The following is a 24024-nucleotide window of genomic DNA, read 5'->3' on the forward strand; positions in this document are numbered from 1 at the left end:
ATAACCCCCTAAACCTTACACTAATTCAAATTGATAACTAATGGCACTCAATACATACAAAGGCGCCGTTTCTGCACGTAAAATACGCGGACCTAATCCACAAATGATACCGTTGTGCTCTTGAAAAACAGCTATTTCATCTGGTGCAAAACCACCTTCTGGACCAAAAATAATCAGAATTGATTCTCCAGCAGTTAACTCTGAAAGTGCTGTTGCAAAGTGACTGCGTTCCCCAACTTTGGCAGACTCTTCGTATGCGATCAACACTTTATCATAATTAGAAAAAACATCGATCAACGCTTGTTCTTTCTCTAATAATACAATATCTGGTGCAAACTGACGATGAGATTGCTCAGCAGCTTCTATTGCAATTTTTTTCAATCGCTCCGTCTTTTTCGCCAACTTTTTGCGGTCCCATTTCACAACAGATGATTTAGCCGGAAACCCAATAAATTTATGACTGCCAAGCTCCGTTCCTTTTTGAACGACCCATTCAAATTTATCGCCTTTAGGATAGCCGCAGGCGATGGTGACATTGATTGGTAATTCTTTTTCAGCCAGTTCTTTACTAAGTTCTTTTAAATAAACAGCATCTTCAGTAATTTCAGTAATTTCAGCAATTATGGCCAATCGATCACTAAAAGCTAAGAAAACCTGCTGTTTCGGTTCCATCCTCATCACCCGTACAATATGATGATAGATTTCTCCTGTGACGATATATTGTTCTTTAGTTTCATAAGGTTCCGTTAAAAAGTAACGTTGCATTTTACTCTTCCTCTGTTTTCTTTAAGATGATCGCATACCAATCTCCTTGTTGGAAAACCTGATCCACAAGAAAACCTGCCTCTGTCATTTTTTCCACGATCATGGCTTTCTTCTCATGAATAATTCCAGAAACAATCAATGTTCCGTCGTTTTTCAATAAACGCCAAGCATCTTCAATCATTAATGTGATAATATCAGCTAAAATATTTGCCACAATGACATCCGCTTCGATTGTTACCCCTTTTAGCAAATCATTTGCAGAAACATGAACCTCACTTGCGATCGGATTCATGTCCATATTTTCTTTAGCCGCACTTACAGCCACTTCATCTAAATCATAAGCATAAACTTCTTTTGCACCTAAATATTTACTGGCAATACTTAGCACACCCGATCCAGTTCCAACATCAAGCAGCGTTTCACCGCCTCGCAAAACAGTTTCCAATGCTTGTAATGTTAAACGCGTTGTAGGATGCGTACCTGTTCCAAAAGCCATTCCTGGATCTAAAGTGATTATTTTTTCAACGGCATCTTGCGCCTCATATTTCTCCCAACTTGGAACGATTGTCAAAAAGCGAGTTACACGAACTGGATGATAATATTTTTTCCATGCAGTCGCCCAATCACTTTCTGCTACTTCGCTAACACTTACTTCATTCTTACCAATTTCAAGTCCAAATTCTGGTAAACGAGTGATACTCTCTTCGATGAAAGGAAGTATTTCTGGTAAAAATGTTGTTTCAGGGAAATAAGCCATTACTAAAGCCCCATCTTTGATATGAGTAAATTGTTCTTTATCCAGCAATTCGCCATACAAATCACTTTGAAAATTTTCCACATCTAAAGAATCTTCGATAGCAACACCACTGGCTCCTGCTTCCATCATAATATTTGAGATAGCTTCAACTGCTTCACTGGCTGTTTCAACTTTTACTTCTGTCCACTTCATATGATCACCTCTTCTAATAGCTAGGATAAGCGATATACACGTCGCCATCTACTTTTTGATACTTTTGTACTGCTGCTTCAAAGTCCTCAGTAGACCATTTCAGTTCAAATACTTCTTGTTCTTCATCCGTTAAAAAATCTAATAGATCACTTTGACCTTCTGTTAAAACTTCATTTAAATACTCAACAAAACCTTCTAGTACAGATTGCTTGATGCCTTTTTTTCCTTCATAAGGAATTACAGCCAAATACTCTTCTGTCTCTACACTAGTTTTTTCAGGGTTATAAAATAAAATTCCATCTTCAAATTCAATAATTTCTTCTTCTGAAACAGTCCCTGTAGCATCATCGATTTGTTCGTGAGCCGTATTTTCAGCAAACAAGCGGAAAACGACTTCGATTGAATGGTTTCTTGTGTTCCAATCTAGAGCTACATCGTACTCTGTAATTTTTTTAGTGATTTGTTGATCTAAATAAGTCAGCATTGTTTCTTTTTTCATTTCTATTCTTCCTTCCAGCCAAAGGCCTTTTGATCGATATCACTTCTTCTTTGTTTAGAAATATAAGGATTTCCTGAAACGACATAACGTAATGGTAAGTCTGTCCAGATTCCTTTATTAGGGATTCCAATTCTAGGAAGTGAAATAATTTCCTTAGGTGTTTTTCTTTTTTTAGGAACAATTCGCAATGTACTGTCGAAGATCGATTGTCCGTATAATTCTCTATCAATACCTAACGCCGCTACCAATTTGCCTGGTCCATTAGATAGCTCAATTCCTTTTCGTCCTTTGCGATTTGCTTCCATTTTTTCGATTCCTTCAACAGGTTCAATAGCGCGAATCATGACTCCTTGAGGTTTGCCTTTTTCTTGAGTCACCATATTTAAAATCAGATGAGTATGCATTGTATATAAATAAATCGTTCCCGGTTTCTCATACATCGCTTTTAGTCGTGGTGTGTCTCGTAAGCCAAAACTATGAGCTGCTTCATCTTCTGGTCCTAGATATGCTTCTGTATCCACAATATAACCTGCTAGTATGCCCGACTCCGTTTCATGTTCTAAGTACATGCCTAATAAAAATTGGGCGATTTCTTCTGTTGATTTTGTATTAAAAAACTTTATCGTTTCATTCATTATTTTTCACCACCTTCTATAATACACGAATCTAAGTTCATTATCCATTGAAATAACAAACGATTAGTAAGATAAATACTTGTTGTTCCTTGTTTTTGCTAGTAGGTTATACAAAAAAGCAAACGTATGTTCTTTGTGGTATAATGTATGCATAAAGAATTTATTATTCAGCTACGCAGGCTTGCCTTTCGGAAAAAAGATAAAATACGACTGGGGTAAAAAGCACCCCACTCTTATTTTCCTATTTTTCTGTCAAGGCTAAACGAGCCCATTTCGCTTTTATATTATCTAGCTACGCGGGCTTGCCTTTCGGAAAAAAGATAAAATACGACTGGGGTAAAAAGCACCCCACTCTTATTTTCCTATTTTTCTGTCAAGGCTAAACGAGCCCGCTTCGCTTTTAAAATAAGGAGGTTCAACGATGCAAAAACCATTAGCTTATCGCATGCGACCACGTAATTTAGATGAAGTCGTTGGTCAGCAACATCTTGTTGGTCCAGGGAAAATCATTCGTCGAATGGTTGAAGCTCGGATGCTTTCATCCATGATTTTATATGGCCCCCCTGGTACTGGTAAAACAAGTATTGCTAGTGCGATCGCAGGTTCTACAAATTATGCCTTTCGTCTGTTGAATGCAGCAACTGACACTAAAAAAGATTTGCAAATTGTCGCAGAAGAAGCCAAAATGAGTGGTACTGTGATCTTATTATTAGATGAAGTCCATCGTTTAGACAAAACAAAACAAGATTTTCTGTTGCCTCACCTTGAAAGTGGTCGAATCATTATGATCGGAGCAACAACTGAGAACCCTTATATTACAATCAATCCAGCAATTAGAAGTCGGACGCAAATTTTTGAAGTCAAACCACTGACTGAATTAGACATTCAAAAAGCCATTCAAGAAGCATTAGCAGATAAAGAGCGCGGCTTAGGTGCATTCCCTGTTAACTTAGAAGAAAAAGCGCTGCAACATTTATCTCGTGCGACAAATGGGGATTTGCGGAGTGCCCTAAATGGACTGGAATTAGCTGTGAAATCAACTCCTGAAAATGACGATAAAAAAGTTGAAATCACACTTTCAATCATTGAAGAATGTGTCCAACGTAAAGCCTTAACTCATGATAAAAATGGTGATGCACATTATGATGTAATTTCAGCATTTCAAAAATCGATTCGTGGCAGTGACGTGGATGCTGCACTCCACTATCTAGCTAGATTAGTTGAAGCAGGTGACTTGCCGATTATTTGCCGCCGTTTGATGGTCATCGCTTATGAAGATATTGGTTTAGGTAATCCACCAGCTGCTGCTCGCACCATAACAGCTGTTCAGGCAGCTGAAAAACTTGGTTTTCCTGAGGCACGTATTCCGCTTGCAAGTGTGGTTATCGATTTGTGTTTATCACCAAAATCAAACTCAGCCATCAGTGCAATCGATGCTGCCTTAGCCGATATTCGTGAAGGAAAAGCTGGAGATGTTCCTGATCATTTACGTGATAGTCATTATTCTGGCGCTAAAGAATTGAATCGTGGAATCGGTTATCAGTATCCTCATAACTTTGAAAATGCTTGGGTCGATCAACAGTACCTTCCAGATAAAATAAAAAACGCCCATTACTATGAAGCAATCGATACAGGAAAATATGAACAAGCACTGCACCAACAATATCAGAGAATTCAAGACTGGAAAAAGGGAAAGAAAAACAAAAAATAATCCGCTTTCAAATTCAAGCACCCTCGTTGCTGTTTGCTCCATGTTGTGCTATTATAAAGATGGTAAATCTGTGATGTACGCGTTGTCTTTTTTGTGTGTTGACCGAACATTTTATTGATATCTAGGGATCCTTCTGGTACCTAAGCTGGTAACATGCCTTATCATTTGGTAGTTCGAAGCTGTCAGTCGTGGAACCCACCTGCTTTGTTTGCGGGTTCAATACTATAGGACGAATAACGGCATCGACGGATTTTACCATTTTTATTTAGATTATCGAACAATTTGCGAAGTGCAAATTGTTTTTTATTTGATGGAGGTTCAACACATGATTCGCGTACTTATTTTTGTTTCTGTAGCGTTGTTAGTTATTATTGGTATTTATTTATTAAAAAAAGCAACTGTCTTTCTACCAATCATGCACAACGGCGAGCCAGATGAAAACAAACAGTTTTTACATCAATTTGGTGTTTTTTATCTTATTTTAGCTGCCATTGGTATTTTGGTTGGTCTCTTTAATTTAAAGTTTTTTTCACTGTTTTACATTTTTAGTTTGCTTGTGATTTCTGCTGTATTTAGTGTTATGTTTGCCAAGAAGATTCTATAACAGTATCTTCTTTTTTATTTTCCTTTTTCACTGTTTTGTTCTACAATTAAACTGTCAAGAACGATTTATTTTAAACTATTTGAAAAGGAGTGGTCACAATGTTACAAAATTATCGTAAAATCATGGTTGCTGTTGACGGATCATCTGAGGCAGAACTAGCGTTTCAAAAAGCAATGAATGTCGCTATGAGAAATGATGCAGAATTATTACTCGCTCATGTTATTGATACACGAGCATTTCAATCAGTTTCTTCCTTTGACGGTGTCTTAGCAGAACAAGCAACAGAAATGGCAAAACAAACACTTGAAGGTTACAAAAAACAAGCTAAAGAACATGGCTGTGAAAGAGTATCGACCATCATTGAATATGGTTCTCCAAAACCCTTGATCGCAAAACAACTACCACAAGATCAAGAAGTTGATTTAATCATGTTAGGAGCAACTGGTTTAAACGCCGTTGAACGATTGTTTATTGGATCTGTCTCTGAATATGTTATCCGTAATGCGGCTTGTGATGTATTAGTCGTTCGTACTGATTTAGAAAATAAAATACCTGCTCCACAAGATGAAGACTAACTTTATAGACAATAAAAAGAAGCAACTCGACTAAAATCGAGTTGCTACTTTGCTTATGATTATTATTTTCTTAAACGCTCAACATCACGAGCAATCATTAATTCTTCATCAGTTGGAATCAATAATACTTTAACTTTAGAATCCTCTGTTGAAATCACTGATTCTTTTCCACGAACATTATTTTTCTCATCGTCTAGTTCACAACCAAACCAAGTCATGCCTTTGATTACTTCACTACGAACGTGTGAATCATTTTCACCGATTCCAGCAGTAAAGACGATTGCATCCACACCGTTTAAAACAGTTACATAACTACCGATATATTTACGGATACGATCTGTAAAAATGTCGTAAGCTACTTGAACGGCTTCCTTATCCATGTTTGCTTCTAAATCACGCATATCACTAGAAATACCAGTCAAACCAAGTAGACCTGATTTTTTATTTAAAATATCGATCATGTCTTTGATATCTGTCAATTCAAGTTTTTCCATTAGGTAAGCAAGTAAAGAAGGATCGATATCCCCAGAACGAGTACCCATAGTTACACCAGCAAGTGGTGTGAAGCCCATTGATGTATCTACTGATTTACCACCATCAACTGCTGTAATCGATGCACCATTGCCTAAGTGACAAGTAATGATTTTTAACTCTTCGATTGGACGACCAAGCATTTCTGCTGCACGATCTGCAACATATTTGTGGCTTGTACCGTGTGCACCATATTTACGAGCTGCATATTTGTCATAGTATTCAGTCGGAATACTATATAAAAAGTTGTGTTTTGGCATTGTTGTGTGGAAAGCAGTATCAAAAACAGCAACGCTGATAATATTAGGTAAGATTTTTTTGAATGCTTTGATTCCCATTGCATTCGCTGGATTGTGTAATGGTGCAAGATCTGCTAATTTTTCGATTTTTGCTAAAACTTCGTCATCAATAACAACAGAATCTTTAAAGTCTTCTCCACCTGCAACGACACGGTGACCAACACCTGTAATTTCATCGAAAGATGCTAAAATGTTCAATTCAGTTAATTTATCCAATAACATTTTTACAGCAACATCGTGATCATTGATATCAACGATTTCTTCATATTTTTCGTCATTGCCATATTTGATTGTAAAGATTGAATCATTCAAACCAATACGTTCAACGATTCCTTTAGCGATAACTTCTTCAGTTGGCATTTGATATAATTGCCATTTTAAACTTGAACTTCCAGCATTGATTGCAATTGTTTTAGACATAATACTCTCCTCTTTATCAGTTGTTTTATTTTAAATTTGAAGACTTCCAAGCCTCAAATTGTTGAAAAAATTGTGTGATTTTAGCAGGATCTTTTAATGAACCTAATTTTGCTACAAGTACTTCTTTCGCTTGTTCACTATGTTCACCTTTATTTTGTACAAATAAGATGCTCTTTCTTGATTGTACTGATTTAAACAATTCATCTGGCAATTGAATCATCCCTTGCAGATAAACATTCTTTTGCAGCCAATTCTTGAAATACGTACTCTGTTCTGTTTCCAAAATATTGGTTGGTATCAGAAATAGTCCATAGCCATCAGGTTTAACAAATTTCATCGCTTGCTCCATCAATAAATGATGAGCATAACTATGACCTTCTTCTGCCGCTGAATCAAATTCTTTGGCCTTCTCATCATTTGGATAGTACCCAATTGGTAAGTCACTGATCGCTACATCAACAGGGTCAACAAGTAAGTCCTGCAATCCGTCTTGATGGAATAGTTGTATTGCAGCCTTAGTCCACTCATTATTGGTAGCTGAAACTGAAAGTAATGTATCATCAATATCTACACCAAAACCTTGAACTGAATACTTCGCAATGTTCAAGTTGAGGACAGTCGTCAACAAAAGATTGCCCATACCTGTTGCAATATCTAATATTTTTAACGATTGTTCTGGGCTGAATAGTTGCTCAATCAAATAAACAAACAAGAAACCTATGCTATCTGGTGTTAGTTGATGATTTGCCTGTAAGGACTCTGCTTTATTCCCTTTAAGTAAAATCAACTGAGATAAACGTCTCATTTCCTCTGGTTCCAATTCGATTGCTTGTAGTTGTTGATAAATGGTTTTAAGTTTTTGAACCGTTTGCTCATCTGGTACTCCATCCAACACACGTACTTGGTAATTATCAATGATATTTTCACCATTTTCAGTATATGCATCTAGAAAAGAAGTATCTAAAGATCGTTTAAGCAATCCTATAGCTTGTTCCATTAAACCGAAAGCCTTTTCTATTTTCTCAGGGAACAAAAGAAACACCTCAATTTCCATCTATAATATAACAATTTTCATACCTGTTCTATTTTAACGAAAAACCAGACAATAATCAATCAATTTCCTAATAATATTTATAAATCAATGAACAACTCTTATTTCCACTCGAATACTAAACCGAGGTAATCAAATTCTGAGTAAAAAATCAACCTCTGTATTAGTTTTTTTATTTCCAGTTTGATACACGTTTCACAAATTTTCAATGGTCATTATTTTTGCTATTTCACTAACTGCATCCATGTGTATGATTAATCCGTTGTCTCTTTTCGATAAATTTCTTGAAATCTGTAAGTGGTTTGATTTACATGAACTAAAAAATTTATTGTTGACTGATCATATTCATACTGCAACAGACCTACTGAGTACCGTAACTGACAACTTTTTTCAAGCGGTCGCAGTTCTTGTTTAACATCGGAAAGAAACATGCTTACCATTGTTTTAGCTACATAGTAATCTCTAGTCTTTTTCGTAAATCGTTGTGTCAATTGAAAGTCCTCCAAAACTAGCATAAAAATAAAACTGAATAAAAAAACAAATAGTAATGCCGTAAATAAAACCCCACCTTTATACTTATTATTCATGTTCATGCTCCTGTGTAATGATCCATTTAGCCATAACTTTCAAGTTATTTTCAAAGGTTACGTTTACGATGATCGATTTCCCTTCCTCAATGAAATTTACTTGTCTTACTCCCATCAGAAGTGGATGATAGCCTCCATTTTCTACCTTTACAATTTTCCCTAACTTATGCTCGATCCAAACCGTCTTGTTATTCTTTTTATTTTTAAGAATAATTTTATTTGCTTGTGTTTTCTCATAAATGCAATGCTTCAACTCATTTTCTAATTGAATCACAAATATATGCCATTCTTTTTCCCCTTCATTTTTTAAATGTTTTGTTATCACAGCAGCATTCTTGAGTGAGGCCGAAAAAAGCAAACATATAATTGATAGTAAAAATAATGCGAGCAAGCATTCTATTAACGTAAATCCTAAAAAATTATTTTTCAGATCACTCTTTCTTGATTGTAACACTCTCTTTTCCATCTATAATCTCCACCTCAATCAACTTGTTCCCGACTTTATTGAAACGTAATTGATAACTTCTATGATCTAAGTATCTTTCTTGAATCAAAGGTCCGCCATGATTTTCATAGTATTTCATCTCTTCATATAAGACCCTGTAAAGCACTAATTGATCTGATGATTGTTTATTCTTTTTTAATAAGAATGTATTTAATGAAATATAACTTCCAATCACTACACAAATCAGACTTAACGCAATAAGACTTTCAAACAAAATATACCCTTTATAATGATTTGATTTTTTTAACATAGCGACCACTCCCCAATTGAAATTGGAATTCGATCAATTGATTTTTTTCTGCCCATAAAAATGAAAATTTTGATAATTTCCCGTTATTTCCAGAACCGTTCTTGAAGGTAATCTTATCTGGCCCAACAGCCTTTAGTCTGGTTGGGATCTCCACTAATTTTTCCTCCATTGCGTTAGTATTTTTAGGAATCAAAAAATTAAACTGCTGGCTATGTTCGTAAAATATAACTTGTGTATCCATTGTATTTACAACAGCCATTTGCTGAGTAAACAAGATTTTTTTTTCAAAAGAAGATAAAAAATGTTCAACTTCTAACATATGTTGCCAGTTTCTTATCGAAAGTGTTGGCAACATTATAAAAATCGAACATATGAATACAACGAATAAAGATTCGATTAAAGTAAAACCTTTCATATTATTCATTATCATTTCTTGCTTTCTTGATATTTGTCATATTGTTCTTGTGTAATGTACTCTTCTTTCAGCAATTGATCGACTGTAGGAGTTTGATTTTTTTCTAAAATATACAGATCTATTTGTGTTTCGACTATTTTAACGATCGCATCGTTTCCTTTTTTATCAACGCCTTCTTTATGTTTTGAAAGGTTTGGAACAAATAATAGAATCAAAACAGAAATTATCAGAAGTACGACGAGCATTTCTAGTAAAGTAAACCCATTGTAATTGAGTCGTTGCTTTTTCTTTTTCACAAAAATTCCTCCATTCCACCATAAATTGGTAATAGCATTGCAGCATAAATACTCACAACCAATAATGCAACAACTAAGAAAATAATTGGTTGAATCCATTGAATCATTTTTTCCATTCGCTTAAAAAAACGTTGCCAGCAGAGTTCACTATACAAAATCAGCTCTTTCCCTAAGTTTCCTTTGACTTGCCCTTGTTGAATAATCAAAGACAGCTCTGGGGAAAAGAAAGAAAAATTGGGTAATTGTTCGTAAAATGTTTGCCCTGATATCGATTGCTCCTCAATCATTTTCGCTAATTCGCTCATTAGTGATTGTTGACCTGTTGTTTGCATCAATTGAATAATCATTTTGATTTCCAAACCTTGAGAAAATAATTTTCCCCATTCAAGTGCAAAAAAAGCTGAATTGTATTCTTTATAAAAATTCCCTAAAAAAGGTACCTTAGCAACAAACATAGCTCTTTGCAAAAAAGTTTTTTTACTCAAATAAAAGCGAAACGCAACCGTTGATATTGCTAAACTGAATAAAAAAGTCAGGATATAATAAGGACTTTGCTGAATAAATCGAATCCCTAGATTATCTGTTTGAATCATTCCATTTGTCATCAATTGAGGCAAGAGAATTTGACGAATACTAATCAAAACAACTGTCAAAAAAAGTAATAATAGTACAGGATAACTGATTACTTTATAGAAACTTTGCTGTTGCTTATCCACAATTTTCATGTGTTCTTTGATTTTATTTAGTGTCCCAGCTATATCTCCATGCGCTTGAGCAAACTCAATTTGGGTAATGATCGTTGTCTTAAACCCAATCTGTGCTAACCCATTATGGAGAGACTCTCCTCCTTCCATAATGGCAATCAAATAGTCGATTGTTATTTTTGAAATTGATCGCGATTTCTTCATAAAGATCAAACTTTCTTGAACTGTAAATCCATTACTTAATAAGTCTGCCAGTAATTGAATCAACAATGGTTGCTGTTGTTTAGATAGTTTAATGCTCTTTTTCTTCCTCAAATGTTTGATTGTCGATAAATCCATATGCCCAAACCTTTCTTAAATCTTTCGACCACTTAGATGTCATTTTATTAGAAAATATAAAATCTATCAGCAGCCCGCTGATTTCTTCTTTCTTAGTCGACTGAAATGGTAACAATCTTTGATAGATGATCCCAGATACACATTCAATCATTTCTCTTTGTTGAACCCCTAATTCAGCTAACCGTTCATACACTCCAGTAATACTTCTTGCATGGATCGTCGCAAATACCGTATGCCCAGTAAGTGCTGCTCTGATTGCTGCTTGCGCTGTGAGACCATCTCGAATTTCTCCAATAATCAAAATATCAGGACGATGACGTAAGCAAGCCTTGATCAACACATCATAAGTTAAATCAATTTTAGTGTTAGTCTGTAATTGTAAAAAGGTCTCTTCTTCGATTTCGACTGGATCTTCTATTGTGATCACTTGCTGAAATTGATCTGTTTCTTTCGCTAGTTTATACATCAACGTTGTTTTACCAGATCCCACCGGTCCACAAAATAAATGTAATCCGCGGCGTCTGATATACCTTCTAACAATCGTTAATTGCTGCGGCAAAAAATAATTCTCTTGACTGTTTCCAAAAACATGCAAAAAGCGAATAACTAAGCTCTCCCTTTGTCTAAAATCACCAACTGTTGACAATCTTAATCGTATTTCCTTTTGATTGATTGCGTACGTCGCAGCTCCAACCTGTGCTTTCCTTCTTTCACCAACGTCCATGCTCCCCATAAATTTAAAATGAAAAATTAATTTTTCTCCTTCATGTTCATTTAACTCTTTATAAATAATTCGACTTTTCCCTTTCCTCGCAAAAACTTGGATTTTATTCTCAATAGGTAAAACATAGATATCTTGTATGCACTCTGCTACACCCCATTCAATTAATTTCAGTGAAAACTCTTTAATATCCATTTTTTCCCCTCCTTATAGTAATATACGCAACTAAATAAAAAATTATTGAAAAAAACCTAGAACAAAACTTTTTAAGTTTTGTCCTAGGTTTGCTTATGAAATAAAGAGTTAATTATTTATTTAATCAAGTATATTTTCAAATTCCTATTCTGCATTTGACTTATATTAGCTTATTATTTATTGAAAATTACTTATTTAGTAGTGAAAACAAGGAAATGAACCTCATTTATTTCCACTTATTTTTAACTTTTACAGTAAAAAATAAAGCTGTAAATGTTGAAATATCAACACTTACAGCTTTACCAAGAGTTCTGATGCACTATCTTCCCCAAAATAGTTTATCGTTTTGATATACCTATTATACTAAAAAATTGACCGGAATAACTTTCAGAAATTGTTAATTTTATTAAAATTTTTGAGAAAAAGGAGCTCCTGCTTAAAAGGGTTAGGCAGGAGCACTGCTTTATCTAGTGACAAAGACTTAGATCAAAACCATTATACCAAATTATTCTTGATAGTTTTCTCAATCTCTTAGTCCGAAGTGATAAATTTTTGACAAAAAATAAACCTTATCAGATTTTTGACTCGTTCATTTTTTTGTTGAGCAGATAAACTGGGATTCCCAATAATGTCACCCCAATACCAATACTGGCTAATAGTGTTTGTGTGAATAATGTCGTGATCAAAATGAACAGGCCTCCAACAATTGCTATAATAGGGATTACTGGATAAAAAGGTACTTTGTAAGGGCGACTCAGTTCTGGTTCTTTTTTTCTCAAAATCAATACTCCCAAAAAAATCAACAGACTAAATAGCCACATAACAAAAACTAACATATCTGTTAACAAATCAAAACTCCCCACAAACATCATGATCGCAGCGATGCTAAATTGAAAAATTCCCGACACATAAGGAACAACATACTTTTTAGATAGTTTCTGGAACTGCTGACTAAAAGGAATCATTTCTTCCAAAGCTAATGCATAAGGAACTCTAATCCCCGTCATCGTGTAACCATTTAGAGCACCATAAACAGAAATCAATATCCCAATGGTTACTAACTTACCACCCATTGAACCAAATATTTGATTGGAAGCTTCTGAAGCTGCATTCAAATTTCCCGAAAGTTGCTCGATTGGCAATGTTTTAAGGAAAACAAAATTGATTAAAACATAAACAATCGTAATAAATGTCAATCCAAAAAATATTGCCTTAGGCAAATCTTTTTCTGGCTGCTTCATTTCACCAGCTACAGCACCAACACCTAACCACCCATCATAAGCAAACATGGTTGCCAATAAAGACCCGCTAAGTGCCTGAATAAAATTATTATCTCCACCAGCTTTTACAGGAAATAGTGAAACTTCCACATTAGTTGGCATCAAAAGTCCAACTACTACAATCAAAGCAATAGGCAGCATTTTTATTATCAATGTAAAGGATTGTAAATTGGCTGCCAACTTAGTTCCTAGCAAATTAAATATAGTTACACTTAAACCTGTTCCTAGTGCTATCGGTATAAGAAAGTCAGTAGATAAATGAAATAAGTGAATAAATTGCGTACTAAAGATAATCGATAATGCTGCAATATTAGCAGGAAAATAAATCACACTTTGCGCCCATCCTAACAAAAAGCCTGGTAACTTACCGTAAGTATACTCGATATACTTAACTGCGCCTCCTGTTTTTGGAATAGCCGTAGCCAATTCAGCACTTGTCAAACCTGCACATAAAGTTAAAATACCACCTAGTACCCAAGCAAAAATTGTTAGGCTTGGTGATTGAGCAAAACTGACCACACTTGCTGTTTTAAAAAAAACACCTGCACCAATAACAGTCCCCATCACTGTTGCAAAAGCACCAAACAGCGAAATTTCCCGCTTTAATCGATTCTCGTTCATACTTCTCCTCATTCTCTCTTTTAAGTTATTTTTCTAGTATAGCTTTTCTGAATTTAAATTCAAGTATTTCATAAATGTTCAGAACAGATTTCCATAAAATAAAAAATACAGATAAAGCCTTTATCAGACCTATCTGTACCATTAACCGAAACTATTCTTTTAAATTTGCCCATAATATGCATTTGTACCATGTTTTCTAAAAAAATGTTTATCTAAAAGATATTGAGGAATTGGCCGGACGGCTTCATTTACAGCTTCCGTTACACATGCCATTTCAGCTATTTCATCTAATACAATACTATTTTCTACAGCTTTTTTAGGGGTTTGCCCCCACGTAAACGGTCCATGACCGTATACTAGTATCCCAGGAACAGCCAGAGGATCAAGAGCTCCATCTTTAAACGTTTCAATAATTACTTTTCCTGTCTCAAATTCATAGGCAGAGGTTACTTCTTCCGATGTTAATTGGCGCGTGCAGGGAACAACACCATAAAAAGTGTCCGCATGAGTAGTGCCGTATGCTGGTATTTCTCTACCTGCTTGTGCCCACATTACGGCATGTTTTGAATGTGTATGTACCACTGAGTTGATTTCCTTAAAGGCTTTGTATAACTCAACATGTGTCGCTAAATCAGACGAAGGCTTCATTCCTTCTTCCAACACATCCCCATTCAAATCAGTTACCACCATATCTTGTGCCTTCATCGTCTGGTAAGGAACACCACTTGGTTTAATTACAATCAACCCTGCTTCTCGATTGATTTCACTAACATTTCCCCAAGTAAGTTTTACTAATCCTGCTTCAGGTAAGGCTAGATTTGCAACAAAAACTCGTTCCTTCATTTCATTAATTAACAATTTATTGATCATTAAATCCCGCCTCCTTCAAGCAAGGAAATAGAAATAACTTTGCGTTTTCAATTTCTTTTTCAGGTGTTTGGCTATTTTCACTCCACATCTCAATTAGGAATGGTCCATTATATTCCAATCGTTTTAAGGTTTTAAGACATCCTAAAAAATCAACACACCCTTCTCCAAACGGAACTTCTTTAAATTTGCCCGAAAACTGGTCTGTTACAGCCAATGTATCTTTTAAATGGATTGCAGAAATCTGGTCAATTCCGATTTCTAACTCGTAGCCAACATCGTTCTCTGGCCATGCTGATAAATTCCCCACATCAGGATATACTTGTAAATAAGGGGAGCGAATTTGTTCTTTGATTTTTAAAAATTTAGAGATAGAATTAATAAATGGATCATCCATAATCTCTATTGATAAAACAATTTCTTTAGCCGCAGCCATCGCAACTGCCTTTTTTAAATTTTCAATAAAATACTCTCTAGATGTTAATGTTTTCTTTTCATAATAAACATCATAACCTGCTAGTTGAATAGTTCGTATCCCTAAGTCCGAAGCTAAATTTATTGCTTTTTCCATTATAACTAATGCTTCTGTTCGTTTATCTTGATCCTCAGATCCAAAGGGGAAACGCCGATGCCCACTTAAACAAATCGATAATATTTTAATCCCAGTCTCATGAATTGCTTCTCTCACTACTTTTCGCTCTTCTTGCGTCCAGTCCAACCTTTGAAGACGTTCATCAGTCTCATCAATAGACATTTCGACAAAATCAAAATCTAATTTTTTTGCCAATAATAAACGCTCTTTCCAAGTTATATTTTTCGGGAGTGCTTTTTCATAAATTCCTATTGTCGTCATCAACCTTACCCCCAAATGCGTTTGATTTCATCCTGAAAATCTTGTGCGGCTTTTTGGGGATCAGCAGAAGCTGTGATGCCACGTCCTGTAATAAAGGTATACACATCAAGATTTTTGAATAATTTCAATGTTTCTACATCTAAACCACCAGTAACGGAAACTCTAAAGCCCATCTCAATTAGCTTTTTCACTTTGGCCAAATCTTTTTCTCCCCATGTTTCACCTGCCAAAAGTGCATCTCTGCTCTGATGATAAATAGCTTGAGTAATGCCTGCATCTAGCCAATTTTGTGCCTGTTCATATGTCCAGTCTCCATATAATTCAACTTGAACTTCTTCCACTTCTTTAGCTGCTGCTTTCATAGTTGGAATCGTTGCACAACAAATGACTGTCATCCAATCTGCTCCAGATTCACGACAATTTTTTGCCACAGTGCCACCTGCATCTGCACATTTAGTATCTGCAACTACTTTTTTATGTGGGTATAATGCCCGAATACAACGAACAGCTTCTGCACCAGCTTGTAAACAAAGGATAGTGCCCACTTCCACAATGTCTACAATGTCACCAACTGTTACTACATCTTTGATTGCACTAGCTAAATCAGAATGATCTAAAGCTACCTGTAAATTAGGTCTACTCATTTATTTCTCTCCCTACCTTTAACTTTCATTAACAGGGTGGAAAAACTATCCACCCTGACTGATTCCTTTTGCTATAATTATTTAAATTTTGCAGCTAATTCAGTTTCTTGTACACGTTCACTAATTTCTTTAGCAGACATGACATTTCTGACACCGACCACTGTTATTCCCTTCTTTTTAGCATCTTCAAACATATTCAAAAAATTCATTGGGCAAAAGACAACATCATATTGTCCTGCCGTACTTTTTCCTTCTGAAATGGCGCAATGATGAATATTCGTAATATTAAACCCTAACTCTTTCAGTGCTTTTTCTACACTTTTTTTCATCATCAAACTTGTTCCTGATCCATTTGCACACGATACTAATACTCTCATTTTAATTTCCTCCTAAATTTAAATATACTCAAGCTGCTTTTGTCATCATTTTTTTAACGTACGCATCATAATCTTCTGCAATCAAAAAGTATCCTTCTGGATTTGCTCGATATTGGAACTGTGGAATTGCTAACAGTAAAATTACTACTAAAGCCACTCCAAAATAACCTAAATATTTCATTAATATTGTCATCACTGGCCAAACAGTCGCCCAGTCAAACATCCCGATATATCCTCCATATTGAGATAACCCGATAAATGCTGCTATCAAAGCAGATCCTAGGACTTGAATCACACCTGAAATAAATGGGAAGATACAGGCCGCTTTAAATCCGCCACGGTTATTTGCATAAACAGCAATTACTGCGTTATCAAAGAATAGTGGAATAAAACCCGCAATAACGATCACAGGAGATTTAAAAAGAATCAATAACCCGATCGTAATAAATTGTCCTAGTGCACCGAATAAAAAGCCTATCGTCACAGCATTTGGGGAACCAAAACCAAACGTTGCCGCGACGTCGATTCCAGGAACTGCCCCTGGTAGTAAGGTATTGGAAATCCCTTGAAATGACTCTGTCAGCTCTGAAACAAATGTTCGAACGCCTAACTGTAAAATCGCCAGATAAACAGCAAAGTATAGTGCTGTCTGTAAAATATAGAAAAAGAAACTTTGTCCTTCCACCATGAAACCTGCTTCAATCAAGTAAGCTGGTCCTAACACAACTAATATGATCCCAAAGAAAAAAAGCATTAGGATTGACGTTGCAACCATATTTTCATTGAAAATCGATAAGAAACCAGGTAATTGGACATCTTCCAATTTTCGATTGTTTTTGTCTTTTTTCATTTTTTCAGATAAACGCGCAAATATATAAACGCCAAACATTTGTTGGTGGGCAATTGCGAATCCTGCACCTTCAGTTAAATCTTGTGTAATATCCACAGTTAGATTCGATCCTACTGCCCAATAGCAGCCTAGAATAAGTCCCATGATCAACAATATTTGAATTTGACCTAAATCAGGAAAACAGAATAATAAAATCCAAAATGCAGTTGCTGCTTGTTGAATTTGAACATTCCCAGTTGTAAAAACAGCCCGCAATTTTGTGTATTTCTTAAAACGAACCAATAAAATATTCATGACAAACGCAATCAATAATAAAATCATCGTATCACTAAATGTTCGTCCAAAAGTTTCTTCTATGCCTGCTGTTACAGCATTTTGACCAAAATAAGGATCGATAACCATTGCATCTAAATCAAAGCGTTCCTTTAGTCCCACTAAAATCGGTCGAAAATTATTGACTAATCCACCTGAACCAACAGTCAAGATCAAATAACCAACAGTAGCCTTTAAAAAACCTGCGATACTTTCATACAATGGTTTTTTAAGTAAAACATACCCTAATAGAACAATAAATCCGATTAAAAATGCTGGCTGTGTCAAAATATTTGCAGCAAAATAATCCCAAATACCCATCAGAAAATCTAATACTTGTGTCATTTACTCCCCTTCTTTCTATCTGTCAAAAGATGCCATTACTTTTTGGTAATCCTCCATCGTCTCTACCGCCATCAATGCATCGATTATTCCATCAGTCATCAACATTTCTGACAGTTTAGAAATATTTTCTACATGCGCCTCACTATCTTTGGCTGCTAATGTAAAAAATAAACGCGCATTTTTCTCAGCATTTCCTTCTTCAAAAACAACATCTTTACTCATTTTTGTAAATGAAATAGCTGTTCCCAAAACACCTTGACTATCTTCTGATGAATGAGGCATAGCAACACCTGGCACAATCACGATATAAGGGCCATATTTTTGAACACATTCAACAATTTCATCCACATATTGTTGCGTTATAATCTCTTTTTCTAATAATGTCTGACAACTAAGTATCACAGCATCTTCCCAATTTGAAGGCGTTTCTTCACAAAATCGAATTAAATCATTATCATAAAAATACTTTAACATTCACTTTCTCCTTTCTTATAAGAATGATGGAAATGGTGTATCGTTATCCGTTGTAAAGACATCATCGAACCCACGATAAAAATTGAATTCAAGTTTGTCTTTATCGTTTGGATACGTGAATTTCCCACCAACTTGCCATATAAACGGCTTAAATTGATAGTTCAAACGATCTTTTTTAAACTTCCATATTTCGGTTATTTCTTTTGGATCTGCCATAAAATTTGCCCAAATATCATAATGAACTGGAATCACAACATTGGCATTCAATGATTCTGCCATTCGTAACATGTCTACTGAGGTGACTTTGTCCGTGATTCCTCGAGGGTTTTCTCCATAAGCTCCTAAGCACACATCGATTTTGTGTTCGTTCCCATGTTTAGCAAACATATTAGAATAATGAGAATCCCCCGCATGATAGATATTGCCGCCACTTGTTTCAAACAAGTAATTGACAGCGATTTCATCCATGTCTTGAGGTAATTTTCCTTTTAGCGTCATTTCTGGATCTTCACAAGTCACCAACGCAGTTCTGTCAAAAGCTTCTAAAGCAACGATATCAACATCTTTGATTGATACACGGTCACCAGGTTTTACAATCGTTGTTTTCGTTTCCGGGATTCCCCATTTCAACCAAGTTTCAACTACTTCTTTTGGTCCGATAAAGCGTGCATTCGGACAATTTTGATGAACCGCTGCTGCCGTATTGATATCTAAATGATCTGAGTGAATATGAGTGACGACCAATGCGTCAACATCTGTCACAGCAAATGGGTCAATGACAAAAGGCTGGGTTCTAAGGTTAGGCTGCATATTTTCGCATCCGCTCATTCGCATCATCTGATGTCCTTTTTTCATCTTTCCGTTACCATGCGATCTTTTCCCTGTTCCACACCATAAATCACATAAGATATTAGTACCTTCATGTGACTTCAACCAAATCCCTGTACATCCTAGCCACCACATAGAAACGGTTCCTTCTTTAACTTCTTCTTGTTCGATTTCTTCATTCAAATACGTTCCCCATTCGGGAAAAGTACTTAAAATCCAGCTCTCTTTTGTTACATCATGAATTGTTGCCATATTGATCCCTCCACATTATCTCAATCTCGATTACACTTTTCATTCTACAATATTTTTAACCGTTTTCAATCCATTTATAAGATCGTTTATTCATTTTTAAGAACGTTTACATCGAAAATGAATTTATTCCCGATCATAACATCTTTTTTTATGTTCATATATATCTTTTTATGATATAGTTTCGTTGAGGTGAGGAATATGAAAAATTTAGCTTGGAAGAGTATTTACTATGGGAAAAAAAGTTTATTGTGGATTGTTTATTTGTTATTTGCTATTTATATCTGCTACCTAGTTACGAGCTCTCAAGCATTGGGCGCAAAAATAATTTTTGGCAGCTTAGGATGTATTGTATTGAGCATTGTTATACTTTTTGAATATTTAAAAAATCTGTATGAAAAAATGATTTATGCTTTGACTGTTGACTGTGATTTAAAAAAAGCGGTTGCTTTAAAACAAAAGCTACAGAAAAAAGATTTGTTTAATGGCTTCAAACAGTCTATTATTATTTTTGACAGCTTATTTTTGTTAGACGAAGGAAGTTATGCAACTTGTTTGGAGCATTTACATAAGAATCAGCATTTCTTCCATTCCACATTGGATTACCTCTTCATTTATTATCATACGCAAATGTATTGCTATTCTTTTTTAAAAGATGAAGAAAATTTAGAAAGTTGTCTAGAAAAGTTGTTTAAATTGAAAAACGCTAAAAAAAAGCAAATGAACAACTTGTTTTCATGGAATGAAATTACAGGAATGAGATACTTCCACCAAAATAGAAATAAAAAATGTTTAAGCGAACTGGATTTGATTGATAAAAACCGATTGAATAACCGAGAGCTGACCTACGTTTTGTATCTAAAAGGCCACTGTTTACTTAAACTAAATGAGACATCGGAAGGTTATCGTTTATTAAAAGAAGCCAAAGCACTAGGAAATACACTTGCAGTTGCTCAACTGAATGAGAGAGGAGGAATTTAAATGAAAAGTTCACACAAAACAATCAAAAATCGTCGAGATAAACTACTGGAATTATTGAAAAAAGAAACAAGTTTATTGGTGAAAGAGATCAGTCTTGAGCTAACAGTTTCAGAAATAACTGTTCGCCGTGATCTGATTGCTTTAGAAAAAATGGGTTTAGTCCAAAGAGAGCACGGGAAAGCTAAGATCGTGCAGAAAACTGGTACAGAAGATTACAATGAAGAAATTGAAGTACTGAAAAATGCGATTGCTAAAAAGGCAGCTGAGTTTGTTAAGGATGGAAATACATTGTTTATCAATACAGGTTCGACAGCGTTATCCTCTTTGAAACACTTAGAAGATAAACGTGTAACGATCGTCACAAATAATGTAAAAGTCGCTAATCTGGATCACAATCCAAACTCAACAGTTATTCTATCTGGGGGCGAAATTCGCTTTCCAAAAGAAGCCTTAGTTGGCGATATTGCTATCGATTCATTTTCGAAAATGTCATCTGATATCTCTATTATCGGCTGTTCCGGTCTTAGTATTGAAAATGGAATCACAACACCTGTCTTACATGAATCAAAAATAAATTCACTGATTATCGAGCGAACAAATGGCTTAGTGATCGTTGTTGCTGATTATCGCAAAATCGGGTTTTCATCTAATTTTACTAGTGGGAATATCAAAGATATCAATTATTTAATTACAGACACATTCGCTTCGCCTGAAGTGATTCGAGAAATAGAAAAACAAGGCGTACAAGTGATTCAAGTTGAAATCTAACATCCAAAGATCGTACCACGAAAGCAACTCTTTTTTCATAATAGTTTTATTCAATAAAACTATTTGGTTTATGATATAATCTAGTCAAAAATAAATTACACCCCTTCTATTTTCTCAAAAATGGATAAGTTCGCTGCGCTTTTAAATTTAAGGAGGATTGGATCATGAGGATCAAACAATTGGATTATATTATAAAAGTTGTTGAATTAGGTTCAGTTAATGAAGCAGCTAAACATCTCTTCATTACTCAGCCTAGCCTTTCAACTGCGATCAAAGAGTTAGAACAAGAAATGAATATTCAGATCTTTCAACGAACACAAAAAGGAATGGTTCTTACAACTGAGGGGACCGAATTTTTATCCTATGCTCGTCAGATCTTAGAACAAGTCGATTTGATGGAAGAAAAATATAAAGGAGCTGAGACTCGCCGAAGACTATTTTCTGTTTCTGCGCAACATTATGCCTTTGCCGTTCACGCCTTTGTACAATTGATCCGATCTTACGAAAAAAATGAATACGAATTCACTTTTCGTGAAACACAAACCAATAATATTATTGAAGATGTCAGCACTTTTCAGAGCGAATTAGGTATTTTGTACTTAAATACATTCAACGAAAAAGTGATCAGAAAATTATTAAAAGAAAAACAACTTGTTTTCCATCCCTTATTCACGGCTAATCCACATGTTTTCGTCAGTAAAAAGAATCCTTTAGTGGGGAAAACATCCGTAACATTGAAAGACTTGGAAGACTTTCCTTATCTTTCGTTTGAGCAAGGACAATTTAACTCCTTTCATTTTTCAGAAGAGATATTAAGTACCCTATACCGTAAGAAAAGTATCCGAGTCAGTGATCGAGCAACCTTATTCAATTTTTTGATTGGTCTTGATGGTTATACAATCAGTTCTGGAGTATTAAGTCGAGAATTGAATGATGAAAATATTGTTGCATTGCCTTTAGAGGTTGATGAAACAATGGAGATTGGCTGGATTCATCCTGCTCAAATGTCGTTATCTCCAATGGGGGAAGAATACTTACGCTATTTGAAAGAGCATATTGTTGATTATGGCTTTACGATTTTAAATGCCGACTAAAAAAGAGCTGAGACATAACTCAAAGAGTTACACCTCAGCTCTTTAAAATCTGAATAAAAAAATTTAAACATGAACCTCTGATAGTCAAACTATCTAGTTTTAGCTGGTCGAACTTTTTTATCAGCTTTTTTGATTTGCTTACTTCTTAGTTGTCCGCAAGCCGCATCGATATCTGTTCCATATTCTTTTCTAATAACACAATTAATTCCATTTTTCTTCAAAACATCATAGAATTTTAACACATCCGCTTTTTCACTGCGGCTATATTGATCATGTTCACTGACTGGGTTGTACGGAATCAAATTGACAAACGTTAATTTTTTCTTATCTTTCAATAGATCTGCCAATTGCTGCGCATGTTCAGGACGATCATTCACATGACTTAACATAATATACTCGAAGGTAATCCGACGATTTGTTTTTTCCAGATACTCGTCAACAGCTTCCATTAACTTTTCAATCGGGAAACTGCGATTGATTCGCATGATCGATGTCCGAACATCATTATTTGGTGCGTGTAAAGAAATCGCTAAGTTCACTTGCAGTCCATTATTAGCAAATTCTTTGATCTTCGGTACTAAGCCACTTGTTGAAACTGTAATGTGACGTGCTCCAATTGCCAAACCTTTAGGATCGTTGATCGTATGTAGGAAATTCATTAAATTATCATAGTTATCAAACGGCTCACCGATTCCCATCACAACAATATGACTTACTCGTTCATCTTGTCCGCGCTCATCAAAATAATGCTGAACTAACATGATTTGAGCGACGATTTCCCCCGCTGTTAAATCACGTTGTTTTTTGAGCAAACCACTTGCACAGAACGTACAACCAATATTACAACCAACTTGTGTTGTTACACAAACAGACATCCCATATTCTTGACGCATCAAGACTGTTTCAATCATATTTTTATCTGGCAACTCAAAAAGATATTTCACGGTACCGTCTTTCGCTTCTTGGATGATCACCTGACGTAAGGGATTGATGATAAAATTTTCTTCTAATAAATTGATTACATCTTTTGATAAATTCGTCATTTCACTAAATGCCATGACACGTTTGATATAAAGCCATTCCCATACTTGAGTGGCCCGGAACTTTCTTTCGTCATGTTCGATGAACCATGCGATCAGTTCTTCTTTTGTTAAACCATAAATGGATGCTTTTTCCACTAGTTTTCTTCCTCATTTCTTCTAAACATTCGCTTCATACTATAACTTATTGTACTCGATTTGTCTATACGTTATCTAGGTTACTTAGCAGAATTAGACTTTTCTCAATACCTCCATTTTTATTTTCTACGACATTTACAATGATTATTTTCCTACCCAATTTTATTCCTAAATCAAAGTTTTTTTCGCAAGGCTATCAATAAAAATACTGGTAACTTTTCGTTCCTGTACACAACGCCTTTTATTCCTTCC

At 35.2% G+C, this 24024-nt stretch carries 27 protein-coding genes, 1 other RNA gene and 1 pseudogene; 7 read left to right on the plus strand and 22 right to left on the minus strand.

The window, feature by feature from the left end:
- Positions 1-15: 15 nt before the first annotated feature.
- The 4 genes and pseudogenes from A5821_RS06855 to A5821_RS06870 all read right to left on the minus strand — a co-directional run bounded on the left by A5821_RS06855 (position 16) and on the right by A5821_RS06870 (position 2848).
- Complete coding sequence (locus A5821_RS06855; protein WP_086313829.1) at positions 16-765, minus strand: 16S rRNA (uracil(1498)-N(3))-methyltransferase; 750 nt, start codon at positions 763-765, stop codon at positions 16-18.
- Between the two features lies 1 nt (position 766).
- Positions 767-1714: a 50S ribosomal protein L11 methyltransferase gene (prmA, locus tag A5821_RS06860; protein WP_086313830.1), complete on the minus strand. Its 948-nt coding sequence runs from the start codon at positions 1712-1714 to the stop codon at positions 767-769.
- Positions 1715-1727: 13 nt separating this feature from the next.
- Entirely contained in the window at positions 1728-2213 is a 486-nt protein-coding gene (locus A5821_RS06865; protein ID WP_086313831.1) for a DUF3013 family protein, read from the minus strand.
- Positions 2167-2848 (minus strand): annotated as a pseudogene (locus A5821_RS06870) (DNA-3-methyladenine glycosylase). Before A5821_RS06870 ends, A5821_RS06865 begins: the two are co-directional and overlap by 47 nt.
- A gap of 421 nt (positions 2849-3269) precedes the next feature.
- On the opposite strand from A5821_RS06870, the gene A5821_RS06875 reads away from it, so the two are divergent.
- From A5821_RS06875 to A5821_RS06890, 4 genes are all read left to right on the plus strand, one after another.
- Entirely contained in the window at positions 3270-4559 is a 1290-nt protein-coding gene (locus tag A5821_RS06875) for a replication-associated recombination protein A (protein ID WP_086313833.1), read from the plus strand.
- 62 nt (positions 4560-4621) lie between these two features.
- A non-coding RNA gene (gene ssrS, locus A5821_RS06880) (6S RNA) lies at positions 4622-4815 on the plus strand.
- Between the two features lie 69 nt (positions 4816-4884).
- Entirely contained in the window at positions 4885-5163 is a 279-nt protein-coding gene (locus tag A5821_RS06885; protein WP_086313834.1) for a hypothetical protein, read from the plus strand.
- A 98-nt stretch (positions 5164-5261) separates the two neighbouring features.
- Entirely contained in the window at positions 5262-5738 is a 477-nt protein-coding gene (locus A5821_RS06890; RefSeq protein ID WP_086313835.1) for a universal stress protein, read from the plus strand.
- Between the two features lie 62 nt (positions 5739-5800).
- On the opposite strand, the gene A5821_RS06895 is transcribed toward A5821_RS06890, so the two are convergent.
- The 17 genes from A5821_RS06895 to ulaG all read right to left on the minus strand — a co-directional run bounded on the left by A5821_RS06895 (position 5801) and on the right by ulaG (position 19754).
- A complete protein-coding gene (locus A5821_RS06895; RefSeq protein WP_086313836.1) occupies positions 5801-6988 on the minus strand; it encodes an acetate kinase in 1188 nt (395 codons plus the stop codon).
- Positions 6989-7013: 25 nt separating this feature from the next.
- A complete protein-coding gene (locus A5821_RS06900) occupies positions 7014-8021 on the minus strand; it encodes a class I SAM-dependent methyltransferase (protein ID WP_086313837.1) in 1008 nt (335 codons plus the stop codon).
- Positions 8022-8293: 272 nt separating this feature from the next.
- Positions 8294-8626 (minus strand): competence type IV pilus minor pilin ComGG, encoded by a 333-nt coding sequence (gene comGG, locus A5821_RS06905; protein WP_086313838.1) that lies wholly within the window; start codon positions 8624-8626, stop codon positions 8294-8296.
- Complete coding sequence (gene comGF, locus A5821_RS06910) at positions 8619-9092, minus strand: competence type IV pilus minor pilin ComGF (RefSeq protein ID WP_086313839.1); 474 nt, start codon at positions 9090-9092, stop codon at positions 8619-8621. The genes comGG and comGF overlap by 8 nt, the downstream gene beginning before the upstream one ends.
- Entirely contained in the window at positions 9058-9381 is a 324-nt protein-coding gene (gene comGE, locus A5821_RS06915; RefSeq protein ID WP_086313840.1) for a competence type IV pilus minor pilin ComGE, read from the minus strand. The genes comGF and comGE overlap by 35 nt, the downstream gene beginning before the upstream one ends.
- On the minus strand, positions 9356-9805 hold the full coding sequence (gene comGD, locus A5821_RS06920; protein WP_249921841.1) for a competence type IV pilus minor pilin ComGD: 450 nt from the start codon (positions 9803-9805) through the stop codon (positions 9356-9358). The genes comGE and comGD overlap by 26 nt, the downstream gene beginning before the upstream one ends.
- A 2-nt stretch (positions 9806-9807) precedes the next feature.
- Entirely contained in the window at positions 9808-10041 is a 234-nt protein-coding gene (comGC, locus tag A5821_RS06925) for a competence type IV pilus major pilin ComGC (protein ID WP_249921858.1), read from the minus strand.
- A 47-nt stretch (positions 10042-10088) separates the two neighbouring features.
- The gene (gene comGB, locus A5821_RS06930) at positions 10089-11135 is read right to left on the minus strand and encodes a competence type IV pilus assembly protein ComGB (protein WP_086313843.1); all 1047 of its coding nucleotides are present in this window, start codon (positions 11133-11135) and stop codon (positions 10089-10091) included.
- Positions 11089-12051 (minus strand): competence type IV pilus ATPase ComGA, encoded by a 963-nt coding sequence (comGA, locus tag A5821_RS06935; protein WP_086313844.1) that lies wholly within the window; start codon positions 12049-12051, stop codon positions 11089-11091. Before comGA ends, comGB begins: the two co-directional genes overlap by 47 nt.
- A 572-nt stretch (positions 12052-12623) precedes the next feature.
- Entirely contained in the window at positions 12624-13952 is a 1329-nt protein-coding gene (locus A5821_RS06940) for an APC family permease (protein ID WP_086313845.1), read from the minus strand.
- Between the two features lie 159 nt (positions 13953-14111).
- Positions 14112-14822, minus strand: a complete 711-nt coding sequence (locus A5821_RS06945; protein WP_086313846.1) for an L-ribulose-5-phosphate 4-epimerase — start codon at positions 14820-14822, stop codon at positions 14112-14114.
- A complete protein-coding gene (locus A5821_RS06950) occupies positions 14812-15672 on the minus strand; it encodes an L-ribulose-5-phosphate 3-epimerase (RefSeq protein WP_086313847.1) in 861 nt (286 codons plus the stop codon). The genes A5821_RS06945 and A5821_RS06950 overlap by 11 nt, the downstream gene beginning before the upstream one ends.
- A gap of 5 nt (positions 15673-15677) precedes the next feature.
- Entirely contained in the window at positions 15678-16316 is a 639-nt protein-coding gene (locus A5821_RS06955; protein WP_086313848.1) for a 3-keto-L-gulonate-6-phosphate decarboxylase UlaD, read from the minus strand.
- A 77-nt stretch (positions 16317-16393) separates the two neighbouring features.
- Positions 16394-16693, minus strand: a complete 300-nt coding sequence (locus tag A5821_RS06960; protein WP_069634574.1) for a PTS sugar transporter subunit IIB — start codon at positions 16691-16693, stop codon at positions 16394-16396.
- Between the two features lie 28 nt (positions 16694-16721).
- On the minus strand, positions 16722-18200 hold the full coding sequence (locus tag A5821_RS06965; RefSeq protein WP_086313849.1) for a PTS ascorbate transporter subunit IIC: 1479 nt from the start codon (positions 18198-18200) through the stop codon (positions 16722-16724).
- A gap of 15 nt (positions 18201-18215) precedes the next feature.
- Entirely contained in the window at positions 18216-18674 is a 459-nt protein-coding gene (locus A5821_RS06970; protein ID WP_086313850.1) for a PTS sugar transporter subunit IIA, read from the minus strand.
- A gap of 15 nt (positions 18675-18689) precedes the next feature.
- Positions 18690-19754: an L-ascorbate 6-phosphate lactonase gene (ulaG, locus tag A5821_RS06975; RefSeq protein WP_086313851.1), complete on the minus strand. Its 1065-nt coding sequence runs from the start codon at positions 19752-19754 to the stop codon at positions 18690-18692.
- A 198-nt stretch (positions 19755-19952) separates the two neighbouring features.
- On the opposite strand from ulaG, the gene A5821_RS06980 reads away from it, so the two are divergent.
- The 3 genes from A5821_RS06980 to A5821_RS06990 all read left to right on the plus strand — a co-directional run bounded on the left by A5821_RS06980 (position 19953) and on the right by A5821_RS06990 (position 22594).
- Positions 19953-20732: a hypothetical protein gene (locus A5821_RS06980; protein WP_086313852.1), complete on the plus strand. Its 780-nt coding sequence runs from the start codon at positions 19953-19955 to the stop codon at positions 20730-20732.
- On the plus strand, positions 20733-21500 hold the full coding sequence (locus A5821_RS06985) for a DeoR/GlpR family DNA-binding transcription regulator (RefSeq protein WP_086313853.1): 768 nt from the start codon (positions 20733-20735) through the stop codon (positions 21498-21500).
- 164 nt (positions 21501-21664) lie between these two features.
- The gene (locus A5821_RS06990; protein ID WP_086313854.1) at positions 21665-22594 is read left to right on the plus strand and encodes a LysR family transcriptional regulator; all 930 of its coding nucleotides are present in this window, start codon (positions 21665-21667) and stop codon (positions 22592-22594) included.
- An 89-nt stretch (positions 22595-22683) separates the two neighbouring features.
- On the opposite strand, the gene rlmN is transcribed toward A5821_RS06990, so the two are convergent.
- Positions 22684-23772 (minus strand): 23S rRNA (adenine(2503)-C(2))-methyltransferase RlmN, encoded by a 1089-nt coding sequence (rlmN, locus tag A5821_RS06995; RefSeq protein WP_086313855.1) that lies wholly within the window; start codon positions 23770-23772, stop codon positions 22684-22686.
- Between the last annotated feature and the right edge of the window lie 252 nt (positions 23773-24024).

The organism is Enterococcus sp. 7F3_DIV0205 (assembly GCF_002141365.2).
GTDB classification, from domain to species: Bacteria; Bacillota; Bacilli; order Lactobacillales; family Enterococcaceae; genus Enterococcus_L; species Enterococcus_L palustris.